Genomic DNA, 22,487 nt, shown 5'->3' with positions numbered 1-22,487 from the left:
GCTGATTTACCTCTGGCGCAATGTTCAACAATCTGTGTCCAACAACAAAAACATCGCCGGCTAATAATAATGATCACAGAAAACCAGCCTTGGCAACCGCCAGAAAATCCCGAACATCAGTGCCAACTCACTGATCGCCAAACATTAAAAGCTGACACTTCGATCAGCTCTTGTCTCTTTGCAACTGCCCTCTTGAAAACTGCTTTGGCCTGATTCTGTCCGCTGCTGTTCGCTGAATAGCCAGCGCGATTTCAGGGCCCGGCACACCGATTTCAGTTCGCGTTACCGACGAGGAAAACAACCAATGTCTCAAACCACCGACCGTCTCTGGGGTGCCCGTTTCAAAAGCGGCCCGTCCGCAGCCCTGGCGGCCCTGTCCCGTTGCCCCGAGCGCTATTTCCGCCTGACGCCGTACGATCTGGCCGGCTCCAAGGCCCACGCCGGGGAACTGCAACGTGCCGGCCTGCTCGACGAGCAGGAAACCCGCACGATGATCGAAGCCCTGGACGGCATCGGTGCCGATTTCGCTGCCGGGCGCATCGCCCCGACGCTGGACGACGAAGACGTTCACACCTTCATCGAGCGCCTGCTGACCGAACGCCTCGGCGCGCTGGGCGGCAAGCTGCGCGCCGGCCGTTCACGCAACGACCAGACCGCCAACGACCTGCGCCTGTTCCTGCGTGATCACGTGCGCACCCTGGCCGTGGAAGTGCTGGCCCTGCAAACGGCGCTGGTGGATCAGGCCGAGCAGCACGTCGAAAGCATCTGCCCGGGCTTCACCCACTTGCAGCAGGCGCAACCGATCGTGTTCGCCCATCACCTGCTGGCCCACGCGCAATCGATGCTGCGCGACGTGCAACGCCTGGTGGACTGGGACGCGCGCACCTCGCTGTCGCCCCTCGGTGCCGCAGCCATGGCCGGTTCCGCAATCGCTCGCCAGCCGCAACAATCGGCCAGGGAAATGGGCTACGCCGGGGTCTGCGAAAACTCCATCGACGCCGTGGCCAGCCGTGATCACGTCGCCGAATTCCTGTTCATCGCCAGCATGCTCGGGATCAACATCTCGCGTCTGGCCGAAGAGTTCTGCCTGTGGTCGTCGCGCCAGTTCCGCTGGGTCGATCTGGACGACGCCTACGCCACCGGCAGCTCGATCATGCCGCAGAAGAAAAACCCCGACATCGCCGAACTGGCGCGGGGCAAGGCTGGGCGTCTGATCGGCAACCTGACCGGCCTGCTGTCGACGCTCAAATCCCTGCCGCTGTCGTACAACCGCGACCTGAGCGAAGACAAGAACGGCGTACTCGACAGCGTCGACACCTTGCTGCTGGTGCTGCCGGCCATGGCCGGAATGGTCGCGACCATGACCGTCAACGTCGAGGAACTGCGGCGTCAGGCGCCGCTGGGTTTCACCCTCGCCACTGAAGTCGCCGACTGGCTGGCGGTGCGCGGCGTGCCGTTCAAGGAGGCCCACGAAATCACCGGCGCGCTGGTGCAGGCCTGCGAAAAACACGACCTCGAATTGTGGGAAGCCTCGCCGGCGCTGCTGGCCGAGATCGACCCGCGCCTCACGGCAGACGTGCGAGACAGCCTGACCCTGGAAGCCGCCATCGCAGCACGCAGCGGCTGGGGCGGCACCGCACCGCAACAGGTGCGCGAGCAGATCGGCCGCCTGAAAACCGCCCTCGCCGCGCAGCAACAGTGGACCGAAAACTACCAGGGCTTCCGCCTCTAAGCCGGGTCCCCCTCCCATCGGGAGGGGGTTGATCGACAAGTACAGTGTACGGAGAAACACCATGAGCCAGACTCAGGCAGAACGACTCCAGGCGGAGCGCAAACTGGCGGAAAACCAGTTCGACATTACCCAGTACCAGCATGTGCCACGGCGTTATTACGGGCGGATCTTCTTCGCCACCGTGATCGTCATCGCCATCATCGGCCTGGTGCGGGCCTTCGCCGAAGGCAAGATCGAATGGTCGTACATCGGCCAGTTCCTCACCTCCGAAGCGATCATGTGGGGCCTGTTCAACACGATCATCATGGCCGTGCTGGCCATGGCGCTGGGCATCGTGTTCGGGGTGATCACCGCGATCATGCGCATGTCGGCCAACCCGATCCTGCGCTACGTGGCCGTGACCTACACCTGGCTGTTTCGCGGTACGCCGCTGATTCTGCAACTGCTGTTGTGGTTCAACCTGGCGCTGATCTTCCCCACCATCGGCATTCCCGGCCTGTTCGAACTCGACACCGTGAGCCTGATGACCCCGTTCGTGGCCGCCCTGCTCGGCTTGAGCATCAACCAGGGCGCCTACACCGCTGAAGTGGTGCGCGCCGGCCTGCTGTCGGTGGACACCGGCCAGTACGAAGCCGCCAAGTCCATCGGCATGCCGCGCTTGCAGGCGCTGCGCCGGATCATCCTGCCCCAGGCCATGCGGATCATCATTCCGCCGGTCGGTAACGAATTCATCGGCATGGTGAAAATGACCTCGCTGGCGAGCGTCATCCAGTACTCGGAACTGCTCTACAACGCCCAGAACATCTACTACGCCAACGCCCGGGTCATGGAGCTGCTGATCGTCGCCGGTATCTGGTACCTGGCCACCGTCACCGTCCTGTCCTTTGGTCAAAGCCGTCTGGAGCGTCGTTTCGCTCGCGGCGCCGGCAAGCGTTCTTGAGGAGTCGAACATGAGAAACATCGTCAAGGCCGTGAGCCTGAACAAATATTACGACCAGTACCACGCGCTCAAGGACATCAACATCGAGGTCGAGCAAGGCGAAGTGCTGTGCATCATCGGCCCGTCGGGCTCGGGCAAGAGCACCCTGCTGCGCTGCGTCAACCAGTTGGAAAAGATCGACAAGGGCGGCCTCTGGGTCGATGGCGAACTGGTCGGCTACCGCGTGGTCGGGCACAAGCTGCACGAACTCAACGAGTCGCAGATCGCCCGCCAGCGCCTGGCCACCGGCATGGTGTTCCAGCGCTTCAACCTGTTCCCGCACATGACCGTGCTGCAAAACATCATCGAAGGCCCGTGCCAGGTGCTCAAGCGTTCGCCCAAGGAGGCGCACGAAGAAGCCCTGGAGCTGCTGGCCCGGGTCGGCCTGGCCGACAAACGCAACAGCTACCCGATTGAACTGTCGGGCGGTCAGCAGCAACGGGTGGCGATTGCCCGCGCGCTGGCCATGCGACCCAAGCTGATGCTTTTCGATGAACCCACTTCGGCACTCGACCCGGAACTGGTCGGTGAGGTGCTGTCGGTGATGCGCGATCTGGCGCAGACCGGCATGACCATGATCGTCGTCACCCATGAACTGGGCTTCGCCCGGGAGGTTTCCAACCGCATGGTGTTCATGGACGGCGGGCAGATCGTGGAGGCTGGAAGCCCCGAAGAAATACTAATAAGTCCGCAAAACCCGCGCACCCAAAGCTTCATTTCTGCCGTTCGAACCTGAGGCCCCTTTGGCCTTCACAACACTCATAAGAGAACGTCCATGAAGAACTTCGTCATTCCAGCAGTACTCACCTCCCTCATGTCTTGCGGTGTCGCCGTGGCCGCCGAGTTGCCGGCCAGCATCAAGGAAAAAGGCGAGATCGTCGTCGCGATCATGCCCAACTATCCGCCGATGGATTTCAAGGACCCGGCCACCAACAAGCTCACCGGCCTTGACTACGACCTGGGCAACGCCCTGGCCGAACGCCTCGGGGTGAAGATCAAGTGGCAGGAGACCGGCTTCGAGCAAATGATCAACGCCCTGACCACCGACCGCGTGGACATGGTCCTGTCGGGCATGACCGACACCGCCGAGCGTCAGGCCAGCGTGACCTTCGTCGACTACTTCACCAGCGGCCCGCAGTTCTACACCTTGCAGAAGAACGCCGCGACCAACGAGATCATCGACCTGTGCGGCAAGAAAGTCGGCACCAGCCGCCGCACCACCTTCCCGGCGGAAATCGCCGAGTGGAGCAAGGCCAACTGTGAAGCCGCCGGGAAACCTGCGATCAACGTGATCGGCACCGAAGGCTCGGCTGACGCCCGTGCGCAACTGCGCCAGAGCCGCATCGATGCGGCAATGCAGGGCAGCGAAACCCTGTCGTACCTCAAGACCCAGGAAAAGGACATGTACAAAACGGTCGGCCAGCCGATCTCCGTGCAGTTCACCGGGTTGGGTGTGAGCAAGAAGAAGCCTGAGCTCAGTGAAGCGGTAAAAGTGGCGCTGCAGAGCATGGTGGATGACGGCAGCTACAACGCGATTCTGAAGAAGTGGGATCTGGAGCTGGGTGCGATCAAGGATGTGACCATTAACGCGGGCAAGTAAACCTTCGCCACGGATGCCCGGCTGCGATCTTTTGATTGATCGTTCCCACGCTCTGCGTGGGAATGCAGCCGGGGACGCTCTGCGTCCCGAACAAAGATCGCAGCCTTCGGCAGTTCCTACAGATGAGTATCGGAGCGCTGTGATGTCTTCATCACCCCAACCCACCTGGCCCGACCAGCACAAAGCCTGCCTCGCCCTGGCCTTCGACCTCGATGGCCCCACCGGCGATGCCATGCTTAACGGCTCGATCTGGCACAAACCCGAATACTTCGGCTTCGGCGGCTACGGCCCCTACCGCGCCCTGCCGCGCCTGCTGGATCTGCTCGACACCTTCAAGATCCCGACCACCTTCTTCGTCCCCGCCTGGGTCGTGGAAAACTGGCCGCAACAGTGCCAGGCCATCGTCGAGCGCGGTCATGAAGTCGCCTACCACGGCTACAAACACGAATCCTTCTACGCCCTGACGCTGGACCAGCAGCAGGCCGTGATGAACAAATCCCGCGACGTGTTCTGGCAATACCTGCACATCCGCGCCGAGGGCTTTCGCACCCCGTCCGGCGACTGGCGCGCCGAAACCCCGGCGATGCTGGCCGACAATGGCGTCATCTATTCCAGCAGCATGCGCGGCGACGATCGCCCGTATCTGGTCAACGTCCCCGGCCACGACACACCGCTGGTGGAGATCCCCGGCCGCTGGGAAATGGACGACTACGCCTCCCTCGCCTACACCCGCGCACCGAACTTCCCGTCCGGGCTCGACCGCACCGCCAGCTACGAGCTGACCCTCGACAACTGGCAACGCGAGTACGACGGCGCGATGGACGAAGGCCTGTGCCTGACCACCCTGTTCCACCCGAAAATCACCGGCAAACCGGGGCGCATCCTGTTGCTGGAGAAACTCTTCGAACACATGCGCCAACGCGATGACGTGTGGTTCGCCACCTGCCGCGACGTCGCCCGCTGGTGGCTGAAGGAGCATCACCATGGCTGACGCTGACAACCTCTGGCCCGCCGGCAAACGCTGCGCGGTGGTGCTGACCGTCGATTACAACGACATCCACGGCATTCTCACCCAGGCCCCGGAAGTCGCCGGGCGCGACAAGACGCTGTCGGTGTGGCGCTACGGCACGCAACGGGGCGTCGAACGTTTGCTCGGCCTGTTCAGGGAACTCGGAGTGCGCAGCAGCTGGTTCGTGCCCGGCATCGTTGCCGAAGAAAACCCGCAGCACATCGCCGCGATCCTGGCTGACGGCCATGAAGTCGCCAGCGCCGGCTACCGCCATCAGGATTACGACACGCTGGATCTGGCGGCGCAAAGCGCGGAAGTCGCCAAGGGCTGTGCGGCGCTGGAAGCACTTACCGGCGTGCATCCAACCGGCTTCCGGATTCCGGCGGGTAACGGCGCGCCGGGCTTCATCGAAGCCTTGAAAGATCACGGCATTCTCTGGTCTTCCTCATGGCGTGGCGATGACCTGCCGTTCTTGCACCCGACCGCGCCCGAAGTGGTCGAGTTGCCGCTGCATTACGAACTGGAAGACGAACCCTACTTCGCCTTCAACCTGAGCCCGGCCGTACCGCCGGCGCAATCGCGGATCGCCTCTTACAGCCACACCCTGGGCAACCTGCAAATGGACTTCGCCGGGTTCCACCGCTTCGGCCTGTGCTACGTGCTGCGCCTGCACCCGGAAATCATCGCCACACCGGGGCGCATCGGCGTGCTGCGGGAATTGCTGCAAGGCATTCAGCAGCATGACGACGTGTGGATCGCCACCGGCGCCGAAGTCGCGCAGTGGTGGGCGCAGACGGCGGTGCCGGTTGCGCAGGATCATCCGGCGTCGGTGTATGAGCGCCATTATCGGGACTACCTCGTATGACCGAACGCATGCAGCGGCTGGCGCAGTTTTGCGTCGAGACCCGCTTTGAAGACCTGCCGCCAGCGTTGGTGGAACAGGCCAAGCGGCACATTCTCGACACCTTCGGCGCAGCACTGGCCGGGGCCGACAGCGCGGTGGCGCTTCAGGCGCGGCAGGTGTTCGGCGCCGAACCCGGCACTGCGTTGGTCTGGGGTTCATCGTTGCGGGTCGGCGCGGGGCATGCGGCATTGCTCAACGGCATCGCCGCCCATGCGCTGGAGCTGGACGACACCGGCGGTTGCGATCACTCGGGCGCGGTGGTGCTTCCGGCGGTGATGGCGGCACTGTCGCTGGTGGATCGGCCGGTGGACGGTCGCGAGTTCATCACCGCCGTGGTGATCGGCTACGAAATCGGCCGGCGGGTGCTGGAGGCCTGCGGCAGTTATTCGGCGCACAACGGCGCCGGCTGGCATTCGACCGCCACTTGCGGCGTGTTCGGCGCGGCGGCGGCCTGTGCGCGGATCTTTGCGCTGGATGTCGGGCAAACCGTGTCGGCGCTGGGCATCGCCGGCAGTTTCAGCGGCGGGTTGTGGGCGTTCATCCATGACGGTTCGCAAAGCAAGAAACTGCACAGCGGCCGGGCGGCCGAGGGCGGTTTGCTCGCGGCGCGTTTTGCCCGTGAAGGCGTCAGCGGGCCGTCGGTATTGTTCGAGGATGTCTGGGGTGGTTTTCTCAAGACCCTGGCGCCAAGCAGCGCGCAACCGGATGCGCTGGATGCCGAATTGGGGCGTGTGTGGAAGCTCGCGCGCTGTTCGATCAAACCCTACGCCGCGTGTCGTGGCACCCATTCGGCCATCGATGCACTCGGCTTGTTGCTGGAGCAATTGCAGGTCGGCGCCGATCAGGTGGAAGACGTGCAGGTGAACCTGTGCGGGTTTCTGCTCGACATGTGCGGCGGCCGCGACACCCGCAGTCTGGCCGCCGCGCAAATGAGTCTGCCCTACGCCCTCGCCGCGCGACTGGTGCATGGTCATTGCCGCCTCGAGGCTTACGATGAGCAGCCGCGCAACGATCCGCAAATCACCCACTGGCTGACGCGCATTCGCCTTGAAGTGGATGAGCGACTGTCGGAGGATGGCGAGCCGCTGGTCATTCTTCGAACCCGCGACGGGCGTCAGGCGAGTCTGTGTGTCGAGGTGCCGCTGGGCGCGCCGGGCAATCCGCTGAGCGAGGCGGCGCTGGAGGAGAAGTTTTTCAGTCTGGCGCTGCGAGTCATTTCACCGGTCAAGGCCGAGCCGTTACTGGCGCAGCTGCGGCAACTGCAAACGCTGGATTCCGTGCGCGATCTCGAGCACCTGTTAACCGAATAAGGACATTTGATTTTCCGTGGCCACCTACTCGCTCGTTATCCGCCGCCTGATGATCGTCTCGCTGACCATCGTCGTCAGCCGCGCCATCACCAGTCCGTTGCTCACGCTGTTTCTGAGCAACAAGCTCGGCCTCAACCAACAGGATGTCGGGTTGTTGCTGGGCATCGCGGTGTTCATCGCCACCCTGCTCGCGCTGTACGGTGGCTACATCATCGACCGGCTGGAAAAGCGCCGGTTGCTGATTCTGGCGATGCTTTCCAGCGCCATCGGCTTCGTGCTGCTGACCTTCGCCAAAGACCTGTATCTGACGACCCTGACGCTGGTCATCACCGAAACCGCTTCGGCGCTGTTCCTGATCGGCTCCAAGGCGATCCTCAGTGAAAACCTGCCCATGGGCCAGCGGGCCAAGGCGTTTTCCCTGCGCTACACCCTGACCAACATCGGCTACGCCACTGGCCCGATGCTCGGCGTGGTGATCGCCGGGGTCTACCCGATTGCGCCGTTCCTGATTGCCGCTGGTATCGCTTTCGGCAGCATCTTCCTGATGATCGGGATTCCCAAGGATGCCAGCCCGGTCGCCGCCATCGGCCAGCCGCAAAGCTTCCTGAAAACCCTCATCACCCTGAAAAACGACCGCACGCTGATCATGTTCACCTGCGGCTGTCTGCTCAGCACCGTGGTTCACGGGCGTTTCACGTTGTACCTGTCGCAATACCTGCTGGTGGTCGAGGATTCGCAACGCGCGTTGCAAACCATGGCCGCCCTGCTCGCCTGCAACGCCATCGCGGTGATTCTGCTGCAGTACCAGATCGGCCGCTTCCTCAACCGGGAAAAACTGCGCTACTGGATCGCCGCCGGCACCAGCCTGTTCATCGTTGGATTGATCGGCTTCAGCCTGGCCGACAGCCTGGTGTCGTGGTGCATCGCGATGTTCATCTTCACCCTCGGCGAGATGATCATTTACCCGTCGGAATTTCTGTTCGTCGACACTTTGGCCCCGGAAGAACTGCGCGGCAGCTATTACGGCGCGCAGAACCTGGCGGCCCTCGGCGGCGCGCTGAGCCCGGTGATTTGCGGCTTTCTGCTGATGCATACGCCGGCGCCGACCATGTTCTACGCCCTCAGCGCACTGACGGCGATGGGCGGGTTTCTGTGTTTCATGAGTGGGCGGCGCGTGGCTTTACTTCACAAATAATGCACTGAAACTGCATTTATATGAATTTGTCAGCATCGAGATTGCTTGGCACACTGTGCGCGTTCCTCCCCCAATAGTTGGAACACTTCGAAGGACTTTCCGCGTTTACGGACAAGTCCTTTTTTTTGCCCTGAATTTCGCAAAGGATCGATTCTGCATGCTCGCTCGCTGGTTGCCCGCCGCCATCAACACCCGCCCCACCGAATGGAGCCGCGCCGCCATCGGCATGGCCCTGGGCACGTTGTTCAGTGTTTGGGCGTGCAGTCAGGTGTTCGGCATTGAAGTGGCCTACCACCTGATCGGCCCTCTGGGCGCTTCGGCGGTGCTGTTGTTCGCCGTATCGTCCGGCGCCCTCGCCCAGCCGTGGTCGATCATCGGCGGTTACCTGTGCGCGGGCGTCGTCGCGTTGCTGGTGGCCCACGTCCTCGGCCGAACCCTCGGCAGTGCGTGCCTCGCCGCAGGCATGGCGCTGATCCTGATGTGCTGGCTGCGCTGCCTGCACCCGCCGGCCGGCGCCGTCGCGTTGACCATGGTGCTGGCCGACCCGATGACCATCGCCATGGACTGGAAAGCCCTGGAACCGGTGATGCTCAGCGCCGCCTGCCTGCTGCTGGCCGCCCTGGCCTACAACAACCTCACCCGCATCCGCTACCCGAAACGCCCTGCCGAACCGGCGCCGGCCGTGGCGCCAGTGGATATTCAGGCCATCACGGCCGAGGATCTGAAACGGGCACTGGCCGATATGGAGGCGTTCATCGATGTCACGCCGGAGGATCTGGAACAGTTGATTCATAACAGTGAACTGCACGCCAAGCGGCGCAGCATTGGCCAGGTGTTCCGCTGAGTCCGGAGCCTGTACCTGTCAGCGTTGTCGATTGAAAAGAAGCCGCGATCCCGTGCATTTGGCCTAAGGTAAAAATGCAGACAGCCCGTGCACATATCCCCGTTGTACACGGCAAATTTGCACTGTTACGATCCGCTAACGCTCGCGCGCGAGCTTCTCGAATAAAGACAATAAAAGCAGGGAGTTAGTGATGACTGCTCAGGCTTCATCCCCGCGGACTTCGTCCATGGATGCCACGCCGCACGAAGTGCTGGCCGAGGTTCGCAATCACATCGGTCATCTGACCCTCAACCGCCCCGCCGGCCTCAATGCCCTGACCCTCGACATGGTGCGCCAGCTCCAGCAGCATCTGGACGCCTGGGCCGCCGATGCCGATATCCACGCGGTGGTGCTGCGCGGTGCCGGCGAAAAAGCCTTTTGCGCCGGTGGCGACATTCGCTCGCTCTACGACAGTTTCAAAAGCGGCGACACGCTGCACGAAGATTTCTTCGTCGAGGAATACGCCCTCGACCTGACGATCCACCACTACCGCAAACCGGTGCTGGCGCTGATGGACGGTTTCGTCCTCGGCGGCGGCATGGGCCTGGTGCAAGGCGCCGACCTGCGGGTGGTCACCGAGAAGAGCCGTCTGGCGATGCCGGAAGTGGCGATCGGTTATTTCCCGGATGTCGGTGGCAGTTATTTCCTGCCACGGATTCCCGGTGAACTGGGGATTTATCTGGGCGTCAGCGGCGTGCAGATCCGTGCGGCGGATGCGCTGTATTGCGGCCTCGCCGACTGGTATCTGGACAGCAGCAAACTCGGCATCCTCGACGAACAGCTCGATCACCTGGAGTGGCACGACACGCCGCTCAAAGACCTGCAAAACCTGCTGGCCCGCCACGCCGTGCAAACCCTGCCGGATGCGCCGCTCGAAGCCTTGCGCCCGGCCATCGACCACTTCTTCGCCTTGCCAGATGTGCCGAGCATCGTCGAGCAACTGCGCGCCGTGACCGTCGCCGACAGCCACGAATGGGCGACCACCACCGCCGACCTGCTGGAAACCCGCTCGCCGCTGGCCATGGGTGTGACCCTGGAAATGCTCCGTCGCGGCCGCCATCTGAGCCTGGAACACTGCTTCGCCCTCGAACTGCATCTGGATCGCCAGTGGTTCGAACGCGGCGACCTGATCGAAGGCGTGCGCGCCCTGCTGATCGACAAAGACAAATCACCACGCTGGAATCCGCCGACCCTGGCCGCGCTGCACGCCGAACAGGTCGCGAGTTTCTTCCACGGTTTCGCAGAGAGCGGGAGCTGAGCCATGCACGATCTCGAATTGACTGAAGACCAGGTCATGATCCGCGACATGGCCCGGGACTTTGCCCGTGGCGAAATCGCGCCCCACGCACAAGCCTGGGAAAAGGCCGGCTGGATCGATGACGCCCTGGTGGCAAAGATGGGCGAACTCGGCCTGTTGGGCATGGTGGTGCCGGAGGAATGGGGCGGCACTTACGTCGACTACGTGGCCTACGCGCTGGCGGTGGAAGAGATTTCCGCCGGTGACGGCGCCACCGGCGCGTTCATGAGCATCCACAACTCGGTGGGCTGCGGGCCGGTGCTCAACTATGGCAGCGAAGAACAGAAACAGACCTGGCTGGCGGATCTGGCCAGCGGCGCGGTGATCGGCTGCTTCTGCCTGACTGAGCCCCAGGCCGGCTCCGAAGCCCACAACCTGCGCACCCGCGCCGAACTGCGCGACGGGCAATGGGTGATCAACGGCGCCAAGCAATTTGTCAGCAACGGCAAGCGGGCGAAGCTGGCGATCGTGTTTGCGGTGACCGATCCGGATCTGGGCAAGCGTGGCATCTCGGCGTTTCTTGTGCCGACCGACACGCCGGGCTTCATCGTCGATCGCACCGAACACAAGATGGGCATCCGCGCTTCCGATACCTGCGCCGTGACGCTGAACAATTGCAGCATTCCTGAAGCCAATCTGCTGGGTGAACGCGGTAAAGGTTTGGCGATTGCCCTTTCCAACCTGGAAGGCGGACGTATCGGCATCGCGGCGCAAGCATTGGGCATCGCCCGTGCGGCGTTTGAAGCGGCGCTGGGTTACGCCCGTGATCGGGTGCAGTTCGGCAAGGCGATTGTCGACCACCAGAGCATCGCCAACCTGCTGGCGGACATGCAGATGCAGATCAACGCGGCGCGCTTGATGATCCTGCACGCTGCGCGGCTGCGCACGGCGGGCAAACCGTGTCTGTCGGAGGCTTCGCAGGCCAAGCTGTTTGCGTCGGAGATGGCTGAAAAGGTGTGTTCGTCAGCGATTCAGATTCATGGCGGGTATGGGTATCTGGAGGATTACCCGGTTGAGAAGTACTACCGGGATGCGCGGATTACCCAGATTTATGAGGGGTCGAGCGAGATACAGCGGATGGTGATTGCTCGGGAGTTGAAGAACTATCAGCTCTGACTGATCGCCCCCACGCAATGCGTGGGGGCGAACGCTATTACTTGCCCTGGAACTCGGCAGGTCGCTTGGCCACAAACGCCGCCATCCCTTCCTTCTGATCCTGCGTCGCAAACGCCGCATGGAACACCCGACGCTCGAAACGCACGCCTTCAGTCAGGTTCACTTCGAATGCACGATTTACGCTTTCCTTGACCATCATCGTAATCGGCAGCGATTTGCTGGCGATCACTGCAGCGACTTTCAGCGCCTCATCCAGCAACTCGGCACTCGGCACGATCCGCGCGACGATGCCGCAGCGCTCGGCTTCCACCGCGTCGATCATGCGACCGCTCAGGCACATTTCCATGGCCTTGGCCTTGCCCACCGCACGGGTCAGGCGCTGGGTGCCGCCCATGCCCGGCAGCACGCCGAGGTTGATTTCCGGCTGGCCGAATTTGGCGTTGTCGCCGGCCAGGATGAAGTCGCACATCAGCGCCAGTTCACAGCCACCGCCGAGGGCAAAACCGTTGACGGCGGCGATGATCGGCTTGCGGCGGTTGGCCACCCGATCGCTGTCGCTGAACAGGTCGTCCATGTAGATCTGCGGGTAGGTCAGATCAGCCATTTCCTTGATGTCGGCGCCGGCGGCAAAGGCTTTGGTCGAGCCGGTGATGACGATGCAGCCAATGTTCGCGTCAGCTTCAAAACCATCGAGCGCGCGGTTCACTTCGCTGACCAGTTGCGCATTCAGGGCATTCAGCGCCTGCGGGCGATTGAGGGTGATCAGGCCGACGCGGCCATGGGTTTCCAGCAAAATCGTTTCGTAACTCATGTGCAGATTCCTTCTCAAAGATTGCGCGAAATGACCATGCGCTGAATGTCGCTGGTGCCTTCGTAGATCTGGCAGACCCGCACATCGCGGTAGATGCGCTCCAGCGGGAAGTCGTTGAGGTAACCGTAACCGCCGAGGGTTTGCAAGGCCATGGAGCAGACCTTCTCGGCCATTTCCGAGGCAAACAGTTTGGCCATCGACGCTTCGACCAACGCCGGCTGACCGCTATCACGCAGGGCGGCGGCGTAATGCACCATCTGCCGCGCCACGGCGATCTGGGTCGCCATGTCCGCCAGACGGAAGGCCACGGCCTGATGCTCGATGATCGGCTTGCCGAAGGTGTCGCGTTCGCGGGCGTAATCGCGTGCCGCTTCGAACGCGGCGCGGGCCATGCCCACCGATTGCGAAGCGATACCGACACGGCCGCCTTCGAGGTTGGCCAGGGCGATCTTGTAGCCCTCGCCCTCCTCGCCCAACCGGTTGGCCACCGGCACTTTCACGTCTTCGAACAGAATCTGGCAGGTGTCCGAGGCGTGCTGGCCGAGCTTGTCCTCGATGCGGGCGACTTTGTAGCCCGGCGAATCGGTCGGCACGATGAAGGCGCTGATCCCGCGCTTGCCGGCACTCGGGTCGGTGACGGCAAACACGATCACGATCCCGGCGTTCTGTCCGGAGGTGATGAACTGTTTGCAGCCGTTGAGCACGTAGTGATCGCCTTCAAGGCGTGCACGGGTTTTCAGGCTGCTGGCGTCGGAGCCAGCTTGCGGTTCGGTCAACGCGAACGCACCGAGCATCTCGCCGCTGGCCAGCGGTTTGAGGAATCGCTCGCGCTGGTCGTCGTTGCCGAACTTGAGGATCGGCACGCAACCCACCGAGTTGTGCACGCTCATGATCGTCGAGCAGGCGCCGTCGCCGGCGGCGATTTCTTCCAGGGCCATGGCGTAAGCCAGGTAACCGGTGTCGCAACCGCCCCACTGCTCCGGCACCAGCATGCCGAAGAAGCCCAGCCCGGCCATTTCACCGATGGCTTCTTTCGGAAAGCGGTGCTCGCGATCCCACTCGGCGGCAAACGGTTTGAGCCGTTCCTCGGCAAACTGCCGGGCCATGTCGCGGATTTGTTGTTGGTCGTCATTGGGAATCATGGCAAATCCTTAACTCGGGTTCAGACGCACTCGACAGCCATCGCCGTGGCCTCACCGCCACCGATACAGATCGCCGCGACGCCGCGTTTCAGGCCTTTCTGGCGCAGGGCCGAGAGCAAGGTCACCAGAATCCGCGCGCCGGACGCACCGATCGGGTGGCCCAGGGCGCAGGCGCCGCCGTGGATGTTGAGCTTGTCGTGAGGGATTTCCAGGTGGGTCATCGCCGCCATGCCGACCACGGCAAAGGCTTCGTTGACCTCAAACAGATCGACCTGATCCAGCGACCAGCCGGTTTTCTTCATCAGCTTCTTGATCGCACCAATCGGCGCCACCGGGAACAGGCCCGGAGTATCGGCAAACGCCGCATGGCCGTGAATCACCGCCAGCGGTTTCAGACCTTGTTGCTGCGCTTGCGACTGGCGCATCAGCACCAGTGCGGCGGCGCCGTCGGAGATCGAGCTGGAGTTGGCCGCAGTTACCGTACCGCCCTCGCGGAACGCCGGTTTCAGCGAAGCGATCTTGTCCAGTTTGGCCTTCGGTGGCTGCTCATCGTTGCTGATCACAACCTGTTCCTTGCCGACGGTCACTGTCAGCGGAACGATTTCAGCCTTGAAGCTGCCGTCCTTGATCGCCTGCTGGGCGCGGGTGGTCGAGGCGATGGCAAAGGCGTCCTGCGCTTCACGGCTGAAGTCGTTGGTTTCGGCGCAATCCTCGGCGAAGGTGCCCATCAGGCGACCCTTGTCGTAGGCGTCTTCGAGGCCGTCGAGGAACATCGAATCCAGCACCCGGCCGTGGCCCATGCGGTAACCGGCGCGGGCGCGATCCAGCAGGTACGGCGCGTTGGACATGCTTTCCATGCCGCCGGCGATCACCACATCGGCACTGCCGGCCAGCAGCATGTCGTGGGCCAGGATGGTGGTTTCCATGCCCGAGCCGCACATCTTGTTGACGGTGGTGCAGCGGGTGGACTTGTCCAGTCCGGCGCCCAGCGCAGCCTGACGCGCAGGTGCCTGACCGAGACCGGCCGGCAACACGCAGCCGAACAGCACTTCATCGACCGCATCGGCGGCGACACCGGCGCGTTCAACCGCAGCCTTGATTGCAGCTGCGCCCAGTTGCGGCGCGGTCAAGCTTTTCAGTTCGCCCTGAAAACCGCCCATCGGGGTGCGGACGGCGCTGACGATGACAATCGGATCATTGGAGATGGTCATGGGAAATCCTCCTTACTTGGCGGCCATGCGCAAGGCACCGTCGAGACGGATCACCTCGCCGTTGAGCATGCTGTTTTCAATGATATGCCGCACCAGCGCGGCGTATTCGGCAGGTTTGCCCAGACGCGGCGGGAACGGTACGCCGGCGGCCAGCGAGTCGCGCACTTCCGGGGTCATGCCGGCCATCATCGGGGTTTCGAAAATGCCCGGGGCGATGGTCATCACGCGAATGCCGAAGCGCGCCAGCTCACGGGCCGCAGGCAGGGTCAGGCTGGCGATGGCGCCTTTGGACGCCGAATACGCGGCCTGACCGATCTGGCCGTCGAACGCAGCGACCGAGGCGGTGTTGATGATCACACCGCGCTCGCCGTCAGCGTTGGCTTGGCTTTCAGCAATCGCGGCTGCCGCCAGACGCAACATGTTGAAGCTGCCGATCAGGTTGACGTTGATCACCTGCGCGAAACTGGACAAGGCGTGCGGGCCGTTCTTGCCGAGGATCTTCTCGCCGCGAACGATGCCAGCGCAGTTCACCAGACCATTCAGACTACCGAAGGCTTTAACGGTCGCCTGCACGGCGGCTTCGGCGGCGGCTTCGTTGCTGATGTCGGCCACCACGCTCTGCGCCCCCAGGCGCTGGGCCTGAGCAGCGACGGCATCGGCGTTCATGTCCACCAGCATCACTTTGGCGCCGGCGCTCACCAGCAATTCAGCGGTGGCGGCACCCAGGCCGGATGCGCCGCCGGTGACGATAAAAACCTTGTTCTCGATCTGCATGACTGACTTCCTGATTCAAGCTGAAACGTTGTGCGCCGCGGCCTCTTGAGCCTTGGCGATTTCCTGGTTGCGCAAGATAAAGCGCTGCAATTTGCCGCTCGGGGTTTTCGGCAACTCGCTGACAAATTCGATTTCACGGGGGTACGAATGCGCGGCCAGACGTTTGCGCACGTGTTGCCGCAGTTCTTCGGCCAGCGCCGGTTCGGCACGGTATTGCGGGTTGAGCACGACGAAGGCTTTGACCAGTTCAGTACGCTCCGGATCGGGCTTGCCGACCACTGCCGCTTCAACGACGGCTGGGTGTTCGATCAGTGCACTTTCCACGTCGAACGGGCCGACCCGGTAACCGGACGTGGTGATCACGTCATCGCTGCGGCCGACGAAGCTGATGCTGCCGTCCGGGTTCCACTCGACGGTGTCGCCGCTCAGGTAGTAATTGCCGACGAAGGCTTTGGTCGGCGCGCCTTCGTAACCGGCGAACCAGCACATCGGCGACTGTGTGCGGTCGATGGCGAGGATGCCGGGCTGGCCGACGCCGAGTTCATTATTCTGCTCGTCGAGCACCACGATGCGATGGCCCGGCGAAGCAAAACCGGCAGCGCCGAGGTGGATCGGGTGTTCGAGGCCGTGGTGGTTGCACAGGACCATGCCCAGTTCGGTCTGGCCGTAGTGGTCGTGAATGACCACGCCGAGGTTGTCGGCGAACCAGCGAATCACTTCCGGGTTCAACGGCTCACCGGCGCTGCTGACGATGCGCAGCTTGCCCTTGATCGATCTGGCGAACTCATCGCCACCGGCAATCAACAGGCGATACGCAGTGGGCGAACCGGTGAGGTTGGTGATCCCGTACTTGTTGATCACCCGGCAGGTGCTTTCGAGGGTGAACGGGCCATCGTAGAAGGTGATCGGATGGCCCATCGACAACGGGCCGGTCACGCCAAAATAGATGCCGTAGGCCCAGCCTGGATCGGCGACGTTCCAGAACGCATCTTCCGGGCGCAGGTCCACGGCGTCACGGGTGTAACTCTGGAACGCGACGATGGCCTTGAGCGGCACCGACAGCGCTTTCGACGGGCCGGTGGTGCCCGAGGTGAACATCAGCAGGAACGGGTCTTCGCCGGTCAGCATCAGCGGTTCGCAGACATTGGAATGGTTGGGCAGCTCGGCCCAGAAACTGAAATCGCCACGGACGATGCCCTGGCCTTTCGGGCCGCCGACAGTGACCAGGGTCGGGCAGTCGGCGACTTCGCTGAGTTTTGGCCGGTTGGCGGCGTCAGTGACCACGACTTTGGCGCCGGAACTGTTCAGGCGATGTTCGAGGGCTTTGGGGCCGAACGCGGTGAACAGCGGTTGATACACCGCGCCGATGCGCCAGGTGGCGAACACGGTGATCAGCAATTCGATATTGCGTGGCAGCAGGCCGGCGACCTTGTCGCCCTTCTGCACGCCCTGGGCGAGAAGGAAATTGGCGAAACGCGCGGCTTTGTCCTGCAGGTCGCTGAAAGTGTACGTCGCACTGGCGCCGTCGCGGCCTTCCCAGAACAGCGCGATGCGCCCCGGCAAGGCGTGGCGGTCACAACATTCGACGCAGGCGTTGAGCGCCTCGAGCGTGCCGCTGAGCGCGGCATCCACGGTGTGCTGATAATCAAACTGTGCGGTGGCAGACAAGTAATCGCGCATTGCCAGAATCCCTCTGTTCTTATTAGGTTGGGGAACCGTAAACAACAGAGGAATACTCGCGCCGCACGCCGGCTGCGGCAATGGTCAAAGCCCTCAAAGTGGATGACTGGTTTGGCCAAGATTCCGGTTGCAACTGATCGTTCCCACGCTCTGCGTGGGAATGCAGCCCGGGACGCTCCGCGTCCCCTCCAGAGCTGGAACGCGGAGCGTCCCTTGAGGCATTCCCACGCAGAGCGTGGGAACGAGAGTCGGTGGTGAGCAGCGAGCGTCAGCGGTGGATCAGACCGCCTCGTTGAGGATCAAGCTGCGATAGTGCCCCGGATTAGTCCCCGACCACTTGCGAAACGCCTTGTAGAACGAGCTGGCATCGGCAAAGCCCAGCCGCGTGGCGATGTCGGCAAAACTGATCGAAGGTTCCGCCAGCCAGGTGATCGCCAGCTCTTTGCGCACGCTATCCTTCAGGCCCTGATAGGTCTGCCCTTCTTCAGCCAGACGCCGGCGCAGGGTCGAGGCCGACATGCACAACTGCTGGGCCAGCGCGTCGGTTTCCGGCCACTGTTCGGCGGGCAACTGCCGCAGATCCTGCTTGATCCGGCTGGCAAGGCTTTCCGGGTCGCGATACTTCACCAGAATGTTGGCCGGGGCATGGGCCAGAAAGCGTTTCAACTCCTCGGCGCTGCGCTTGATCGGCAGATCCAGCACATCGGCGGCGAAGATCATCCGCGTGCGCGGCCGGTCGAAACGCAGGTTTTCCGAGAACATCACCCGATAGTCATCGCAAAAATCCGGCGCCGGGCAGCGCAGCTCGATGGCCAGGATCGGAATTCGCCGCCCCGCCAGCCAGCACGCCACGCCGTGGACGATCATCCAGTAGGTGAAATAGGTGAAGGCGCGGCGCGGTTCCGGGTCGTCTTCCAGCAGCACGATTTCCGCCAGACTCTGCTGGTGCACCAGTTGCGCCGGCATGCGCTCGAGCATCAGCGACAGAAAATTCAGACCGCTGCCCAACCCGGCCGCCAGGTTCGGCTGGGCCATCGCGCTGCGGCAGAGGAATTCGAGGCTGCCGGATTTCAGCTTGCGCGGGTCCATGCCAAAGAATTCGTCATCGCCGCGCCGCGCCAACAGGCGCCACAACCGCGCGTACTGGCTGGCCGGCACACGGGCGTCATCGGTGGGCAGCAACGCCGGATCGATCCCGACCTTGCTCAAGACTTCTTCCGTGGCCACGCCAGGGGCACAACTTTGCAGCAGTGCTTCGCGCACCAGTTGAATGGCGATGGTGTCTTTTTCCGACATGGAACCCGCTGAGTCCTGTTGTTGTTCGAGTGGCGGGCATCTTAGCGCAGCTGGCTGGGCGGCGTGGATGTTCAGACTCGTTCAGCTGAGGTTCAGCTAAATGTCAATGAATGCCATGTGAGAATGACTTTCATTATGTTACAACTTGTAACCTCATTTCGTTACACAGTGGCCGCCGAATGCTCGTTCCCTTTTTGATCATGTTGCGCGAAGGCATCGAAGCCGCGCTGATCGTTGGCATCATCGCCAGCTACCTGCAACAGACCGGCCGTGGCCAGTGGATGCCGGCGGTGTGGATCGGGGTGTTTCTCGCGGCTGCGCTGGCGTTGCTGGTCGGCGGTGGCCTGGAGCTGGTCAGTGCCGAATTCCCGCAAAAGCAGCAGGAACTGTTCGAAGGCGTGGTCGGGCTGGTGGCCGTGGGCATTCTCAGTTCGATGGTGTTCTGGATGCGCAAGGTGGCGCGTTCGATCAAGCATTCGCTGCAAGCCTCCCTCGACCATGCACTGACCGCTTCGAAGCATCAGGTCATCGCGCTGATCGCCATGGTGTTTTTCGCCGTGGCCCGGGAAGGTCTGGAAACCGTGTTCTTCCTGCTGGCCGTGTTCCAGCAGAGCGAAGGCCCGGCCGCACCGATCGGCGCCCTGCTCGGCCTGATTCTGGCGATCATCGTCGGCTTCCTGATCTACAGCGGCAGCATGCGCCTGAACCTGTCGGCGTTCTTCCGCTGGACCGGGCTGTTCATCCTCGTGGTCGCCGCCGGGATTCTCGCCAACTCGGTGCAGGCCCTGCATGAAGCCGGGGTGTGGAACCACCTGCAAACCGTGCTCTTCGACTTCAGCGCGACGCTGCCGATGGACGGCCCGCTGGGCTCGGTGCTGGCCGGCATGTTCGGTTATCAGGATGCACCAACCGTCAGCACCCTCGGCGCGTACCTGATTTATCTGCTGGTGGCGCTGGTCATGTTCTTCATGCCGGCGCCCAAGCCTGCTGCCCAATCGTCTTCCGTTTCCAGCCAATAAGGGCCTTCATGTCAAAGCCTAAAATTCCTCAGGCCTCGCCTCCCCGCGCCTTGCGCTGGGCGGTGGCCGGTTCGGTGGTCGTGATGATCGCCGCCGGTGGCCTGTTCTACTACGCCTCGAAACTGGCCGCCGCCAAACGTCAGCACAACCGTGACGAAGTGGTGGTCAACATCCATCCCCACAGTTGCGAGCCGAACGCCCTGACCGTGCCGGCCGGTCGCGCCAGTTTCCGCATCGTCAACCGCTCCGACCGGGCGGTGGAGTGGGAAATTCTCGACGGCGTGCTGGTGATCGAAGAGCGCGAGAACATCGCGCCGGGCCTGAGCCAGGTGATCAACGCCAACCTGCAACCCGGCGACTACGCCATCACCTGTGGCCTGCTGAGCAACCCGCGCGGCACCCTGCACGTGACGCCAACCGCCGCTTCCGATGCCGCCGCCAAGGCCAAGCCATCGATGGTTGCCTTCGTCGGGCCGCTGTCGGAGTTCCGCGTCTACCTGGCCAGCCAGGGCAGCGCGCTGATCAAAGCCGTGACGGCGCTGAATCAAGCCATCGACAGCGGCGATCTGGCCCAGGCCCAGGCGTTGTATTTGCCGGCCCGCGCCGCGTATCAGCGTCTGGCCCCCGCCGCGCAACGCCTGGCGGAGCTGGACAACAGCATCAACGCCCGCGCCGATTACTTCGAAAAGCGCGAGCAGGATCCGGCCTTCGTCGGTTTCCACCGCCTCGAATACGCGCTGTTCCAGCAACGCAAACTCGACGGGCTGACACCGATTGCCCAGGGCTTGCTCGACAACGTCACCACGCTGAAACAACAGCTGCTGGCCCAGTCGCTGCCGCCGGAGCAACTGGTGGAAATCGTCGTGCGCAACCTCAACACCCTCGCCGACGTGCGCGCCGCCAGCGGCGAAGAGGAACGCTACAGCCACAGCGATCTCAACGGCTTCGCGGCCAATCAGGAAACCGCGCACAAAGTCGTCGAACTGCTGCGCCCGCTGCTGAGCAAATCCGCCGCCGACCTGCTGCCGAAAATCGACAGCGCGCTGGCTGATTTCGATACCACGCTGAACGGCTTCAAGGTCAAGGACGGCTACGCCAGTTACGACACCGTCAACGGTGAGCAACGCAAGCAGATCGCCGACAAGGCCAAGGCTCTGGCCGACGCCCTCGACGCCATTGATCCCGCCCTCGGCCTCTCGGGCCTGTAAGCAGAAGACAAATACCGATGAACGATTCCGAACACTTCAACCTGCAACGTCGCCGCGTACTGATGGGCATGGGTGCCGCCGGTGTCGCACTGGCCGGCACAGCTTTGAGCTGCCCGGCGATGGCCGCCGCGCCTGCGCAAGTCACCGAAGCGCCGAGCAGCGACAAGACCCAGGATCACCACGATTTCCATGGCGTGCACCAGACTGGCATCGTCACCCCGCGTCCGGCGGCCGGCATGCTGGTGGCGTTCGATGTGCTGGCCAGCGACCGTGAAGACCTCGAACGCCTGTTTCGCACCCTCAACGAGCGCATCGCATTCCTGATGAAGGGCGGCCCGGTGGCGCAGATCGATCCGAAGCTGCCGCCGCCGGATTCCGGCATCCTCGGCCCGGTGGTGACGCCGGACAACCTGACCATCACCGTGTCCGTCGGCGAATCGTTGTTCGATGAGCGCTTCGGCCTCGCGTCCGCCAAACCCAAGCGTCTGGTGCGCATGGTCGGTTTCCCCAACGATGCGCTGGAAGCCGATTGCTGCCACGGCGATTTGAGCCTGCAGTTCTGCTCCAACACCGCCGACACCAACATCCACGCCTTGCGCGACATCGTGAAGAACCTGCCGGACCTGCTGCTGGTGCGCTGGAAACAGGAAGGCAGCGTGCCGCCGCAAGCGCCGGCCAAGCCCGGTGTGCCGGCGCAATCGGCGCGTAACTTCCTCGGTTTCCGCGACGGCTCGGCCAACCCGGATTCCAACGACGGCAAAGCCATGGATCGCATTGTCTGGGTGCAACCGGGCAGCGACGAACCGGCCTGGGCGGCCCACGGCAGTTATCAGGCGGTGCGGATCATCCGCAACTTCGTCGAACGCTGGGACCGCACGCCGTTGCAGGAACAGGAAAGCATCATCGGCCGGGTGAAAACCACCGGCGCGCCGATGGGCGCCAGCCATGAAACCGAAGTCCCGGATTACAGCAAGGACCCGGAAGGCAAGCTGACCAAGCTCGACGCGCACATTCGCCTGGCCAACCCGCGCACTGCCGCGAGCCAGGCCAACCTGATCCTGCGCCGGCCGTTCAACTACTCCAACGGCGTGAACAAGAACGGTCAGCTCGACATGGGCCTGCTGTTCATCTGTTACCAGTCCGACCTGGAAAAAGGCTTCATCACCGTGCAGACCCGCCTCAACGGTGAGCCGCTGGAGGAATACCTCAAGCCGGTCGGCGGCGGTTACTTCTTCACCCTGCCGGGTGTCACGGGCGACAAGGACTTCATCGGTCGCTCGCTGCTCAACGCTACTCAACCAAAAACAACTGCATAGCATTC

The 22,487-nt window shown here is 62.9% G+C and carries 20 protein-coding genes; 14 read left to right on the top strand and 6 right to left on the bottom strand.

Annotation, left to right across the window (positions count from 1 at the left end):
- Window positions 1-304 precede the first annotated feature (304 nt).
- From argH to AC07Y2_RS00680, 11 genes are all read left to right on the top strand, one after another.
- Entirely contained in the window at window positions 305-1,732 is a 1,428-nt protein-coding gene (gene argH / locus AC07Y2_RS00730) for an argininosuccinate lyase (RefSeq protein WP_074690518.1), read from the top strand.
- A gap of 61 nt (window positions 1,733-1,793) precedes the next feature.
- A complete protein-coding gene (locus AC07Y2_RS00725; protein WP_011334265.1) occupies window positions 1,794-2,672 on the top strand; it encodes an amino acid ABC transporter permease in 879 nt (292 codons plus the stop codon).
- Window positions 2,673-2,682: 10 nt separating this feature from the next.
- A complete protein-coding gene (locus tag AC07Y2_RS00720; RefSeq protein ID WP_039768627.1) occupies window positions 2,683-3,447 on the top strand; it encodes an amino acid ABC transporter ATP-binding protein in 765 nt (254 codons plus the stop codon).
- Between the two features lie 39 nt (window positions 3,448-3,486).
- Window positions 3,487-4,311: an ABC transporter substrate-binding protein gene (locus tag AC07Y2_RS00715; protein WP_074690517.1), complete on the top strand. Its 825-nt coding sequence runs from the start codon at window positions 3,487-3,489 to the stop codon at window positions 4,309-4,311.
- A 142-nt stretch (window positions 4,312-4,453) separates the two neighbouring features.
- On the top strand, window positions 4,454-5,302 hold the full coding sequence (locus AC07Y2_RS00710; protein WP_103385216.1) for a polysaccharide deacetylase family protein: 849 nt from the start codon (window positions 4,454-4,456) through the stop codon (window positions 5,300-5,302).
- Window positions 5,295-6,185, top strand: a complete 891-nt coding sequence (locus AC07Y2_RS00705; RefSeq protein WP_103385215.1) for a polysaccharide deacetylase family protein — start codon at window positions 5,295-5,297, stop codon at window positions 6,183-6,185. Before AC07Y2_RS00710 ends, AC07Y2_RS00705 begins: the two co-directional genes overlap by 8 nt.
- Window positions 6,182-7,534 carry an MmgE/PrpD family protein gene (locus AC07Y2_RS00700; RefSeq protein ID WP_103385214.1) on the top strand — a complete coding sequence of 451 codons (1,353 nt, stop codon included), beginning with the start codon at window positions 6,182-6,184 and terminating at the stop codon, window positions 7,532-7,534. Before AC07Y2_RS00705 ends, AC07Y2_RS00700 begins: the two co-directional genes overlap by 4 nt.
- A gap of 16 nt (window positions 7,535-7,550) precedes the next feature.
- Window positions 7,551-8,729, top strand: coding sequence for an MFS transporter (locus AC07Y2_RS00695; protein ID WP_039768637.1), 1,179 nt, complete (start codon window positions 7,551-7,553; stop codon window positions 8,727-8,729).
- A 157-nt stretch (window positions 8,730-8,886) separates the two neighbouring features.
- Entirely contained in the window at window positions 8,887-9,573 is a 687-nt protein-coding gene (locus tag AC07Y2_RS00690) for an HPP family protein (protein WP_103385213.1), read from the top strand.
- A gap of 190 nt (window positions 9,574-9,763) precedes the next feature.
- Window positions 9,764-10,870, top strand: coding sequence for an enoyl-CoA hydratase/isomerase family protein (locus tag AC07Y2_RS00685; RefSeq protein WP_103385212.1), 1,107 nt, complete (start codon window positions 9,764-9,766; stop codon window positions 10,868-10,870).
- A gap of 3 nt (window positions 10,871-10,873) precedes the next feature.
- Window positions 10,874-12,025 (top strand): acyl-CoA dehydrogenase family protein, encoded by a 1,152-nt coding sequence (locus AC07Y2_RS00680; protein ID WP_103385211.1) that lies wholly within the window; start codon window positions 10,874-10,876, stop codon window positions 12,023-12,025.
- A gap of 37 nt (window positions 12,026-12,062) precedes the next feature.
- Here AC07Y2_RS00680 and AC07Y2_RS00675 read toward each other — a convergent pair whose 3' ends face one another.
- From AC07Y2_RS00675 to AC07Y2_RS00650, 6 genes are all read right to left on the bottom strand, one after another.
- On the bottom strand, window positions 12,063-12,836 hold the full coding sequence (locus AC07Y2_RS00675) for an enoyl-CoA hydratase (RefSeq protein WP_064381493.1): 774 nt from the start codon (window positions 12,834-12,836) through the stop codon (window positions 12,063-12,065).
- A gap of 14 nt (window positions 12,837-12,850) precedes the next feature.
- The gene (locus AC07Y2_RS00670; RefSeq protein WP_007951274.1) at window positions 12,851-13,978 is read right to left on the bottom strand and encodes an acyl-CoA dehydrogenase; all 1,128 of its coding nucleotides are present in this window, start codon (window positions 13,976-13,978) and stop codon (window positions 12,851-12,853) included.
- Window positions 13,979-13,998: 20 nt separating this feature from the next.
- A complete protein-coding gene (locus AC07Y2_RS00665; RefSeq protein ID WP_074690507.1) occupies window positions 13,999-15,189 on the bottom strand; it encodes an acetyl-CoA C-acyltransferase in 1,191 nt (396 codons plus the stop codon).
- Between the two features lie 12 nt (window positions 15,190-15,201).
- Window positions 15,202-15,963 carry an SDR family NAD(P)-dependent oxidoreductase gene (locus AC07Y2_RS00660; protein ID WP_074690506.1) on the bottom strand — a complete coding sequence of 254 codons (762 nt, stop codon included), beginning with the start codon at window positions 15,961-15,963 and terminating at the stop codon, window positions 15,202-15,204.
- Between the two features lie 15 nt (window positions 15,964-15,978).
- The gene (locus AC07Y2_RS00655; RefSeq protein ID WP_103385210.1) at window positions 15,979-17,643 is read right to left on the bottom strand and encodes an AMP-binding protein; all 1,665 of its coding nucleotides are present in this window, start codon (window positions 17,641-17,643) and stop codon (window positions 15,979-15,981) included.
- 279 nt (window positions 17,644-17,922) lie between these two features.
- Window positions 17,923-18,939, bottom strand: a complete 1,017-nt coding sequence (locus AC07Y2_RS00650; RefSeq protein WP_074690505.1) for an AraC family transcriptional regulator — start codon at window positions 18,937-18,939, stop codon at window positions 17,923-17,925.
- Window positions 18,940-19,118: 179 nt separating this feature from the next.
- Here AC07Y2_RS00650 and efeU point away from each other — a divergent pair, with 179 nt between their 5' ends.
- From efeU to efeB, 3 genes are read left to right on the top strand one after another with little or no spacing between them, the layout of a single operon-like run.
- Complete coding sequence (efeU, locus tag AC07Y2_RS00645; protein WP_007951269.1) at window positions 19,119-19,958, top strand: iron uptake transporter permease EfeU; 840 nt, start codon at window positions 19,119-19,121, stop codon at window positions 19,956-19,958.
- 8 nt (window positions 19,959-19,966) lie between these two features.
- On the top strand, window positions 19,967-21,166 hold the full coding sequence (gene efeO, locus AC07Y2_RS00640) for an iron uptake system protein EfeO (protein WP_103385209.1): 1,200 nt from the start codon (window positions 19,967-19,969) through the stop codon (window positions 21,164-21,166).
- 17 nt (window positions 21,167-21,183) lie between these two features.
- On the top strand, window positions 21,184-22,482 hold the full coding sequence (gene efeB / locus AC07Y2_RS00635) for an iron uptake transporter deferrochelatase/peroxidase subunit (protein WP_103385208.1): 1,299 nt from the start codon (window positions 21,184-21,186) through the stop codon (window positions 22,480-22,482).
- The last annotated feature ends 5 nt before the right edge of the window (window positions 22,483-22,487 follow it).

The sequence above is a fragment of the Pseudomonas sp. GW456-12-1-14-TSB6 genome (assembly GCF_059424205.1).
This window is presented reverse-complemented; position numbering and strand designations above follow the sequence as displayed.

Excerpts from the sequence above, each read along its gene's own strand:
- argH (WP_074690518.1), top strand. The coding sequence starts at position 305 with ATGTCTCAAACCACCGACCGTCTCTGGGGTGCCCGTTTCAAAAGCGGC.
- AC07Y2_RS00725 (WP_011334265.1), top strand. The coding sequence starts at position 1,794 with ATGAGCCAGACTCAGGCAGAACGACTCCAGGCGGAGCGCAAACTGGCG.
- AC07Y2_RS00720 (WP_039768627.1), top strand. The coding sequence starts at position 2,683 with ATGAGAAACATCGTCAAGGCCGTGAGCCTGAACAAATATTACGACCAG.
- AC07Y2_RS00715 (WP_074690517.1), top strand. The coding sequence starts at position 3,487 with ATGAAGAACTTCGTCATTCCAGCAGTACTCACCTCCCTCATGTCTTGC.
- AC07Y2_RS00710 (WP_103385216.1), top strand. The coding sequence starts at position 4,454 with ATGTCTTCATCACCCCAACCCACCTGGCCCGACCAGCACAAAGCCTGC.
- AC07Y2_RS00705 (WP_103385215.1), top strand. The coding sequence starts at position 5,295 with ATGGCTGACGCTGACAACCTCTGGCCCGCCGGCAAACGCTGCGCGGTG.
- AC07Y2_RS00700 (WP_103385214.1), top strand. The coding sequence starts at position 6,182 with ATGACCGAACGCATGCAGCGGCTGGCGCAGTTTTGCGTCGAGACCCGC.
- AC07Y2_RS00690 (WP_103385213.1), top strand. The coding sequence starts at position 8,887 with ATGCTCGCTCGCTGGTTGCCCGCCGCCATCAACACCCGCCCCACCGAA.
- AC07Y2_RS00685 (WP_103385212.1), top strand. The coding sequence starts at position 9,764 with ATGACTGCTCAGGCTTCATCCCCGCGGACTTCGTCCATGGATGCCACG.
- AC07Y2_RS00680 (WP_103385211.1), top strand. The coding sequence starts at position 10,874 with ATGCACGATCTCGAATTGACTGAAGACCAGGTCATGATCCGCGACATG.
- AC07Y2_RS00675 (WP_064381493.1), bottom strand. The coding sequence starts at position 12,836 with ATGAGTTACGAAACGATTTTGCTGGAAACCCATGGCCGCGTCGGCCTG.
- AC07Y2_RS00670 (WP_007951274.1), bottom strand. The coding sequence starts at position 13,978 with ATGATTCCCAATGACGACCAACAACAAATCCGCGACATGGCCCGGCAG.
- AC07Y2_RS00665 (WP_074690507.1), bottom strand. The coding sequence starts at position 15,189 with ATGACCATCTCCAATGATCCGATTGTCATCGTCAGCGCCGTCCGCACC.
- AC07Y2_RS00660 (WP_074690506.1), bottom strand. The coding sequence starts at position 15,963 with ATGCAGATCGAGAACAAGGTTTTTATCGTCACCGGCGGCGCATCCGGC.
- AC07Y2_RS00655 (WP_103385210.1), bottom strand. The coding sequence starts at position 17,643 with ATGCGCGATTACTTGTCTGCCACCGCACAGTTTGATTATCAGCACACC.
- AC07Y2_RS00650 (WP_074690505.1), bottom strand. The coding sequence starts at position 18,939 with ATGTCGGAAAAAGACACCATCGCCATTCAACTGGTGCGCGAAGCACTG.
- efeU (WP_007951269.1), top strand. The coding sequence starts at position 19,119 with ATGCTCGTTCCCTTTTTGATCATGTTGCGCGAAGGCATCGAAGCCGCG.
- efeO (WP_103385209.1), top strand. The coding sequence starts at position 19,967 with ATGTCAAAGCCTAAAATTCCTCAGGCCTCGCCTCCCCGCGCCTTGCGC.
- efeB (WP_103385208.1), top strand. The coding sequence starts at position 21,184 with ATGAACGATTCCGAACACTTCAACCTGCAACGTCGCCGCGTACTGATG.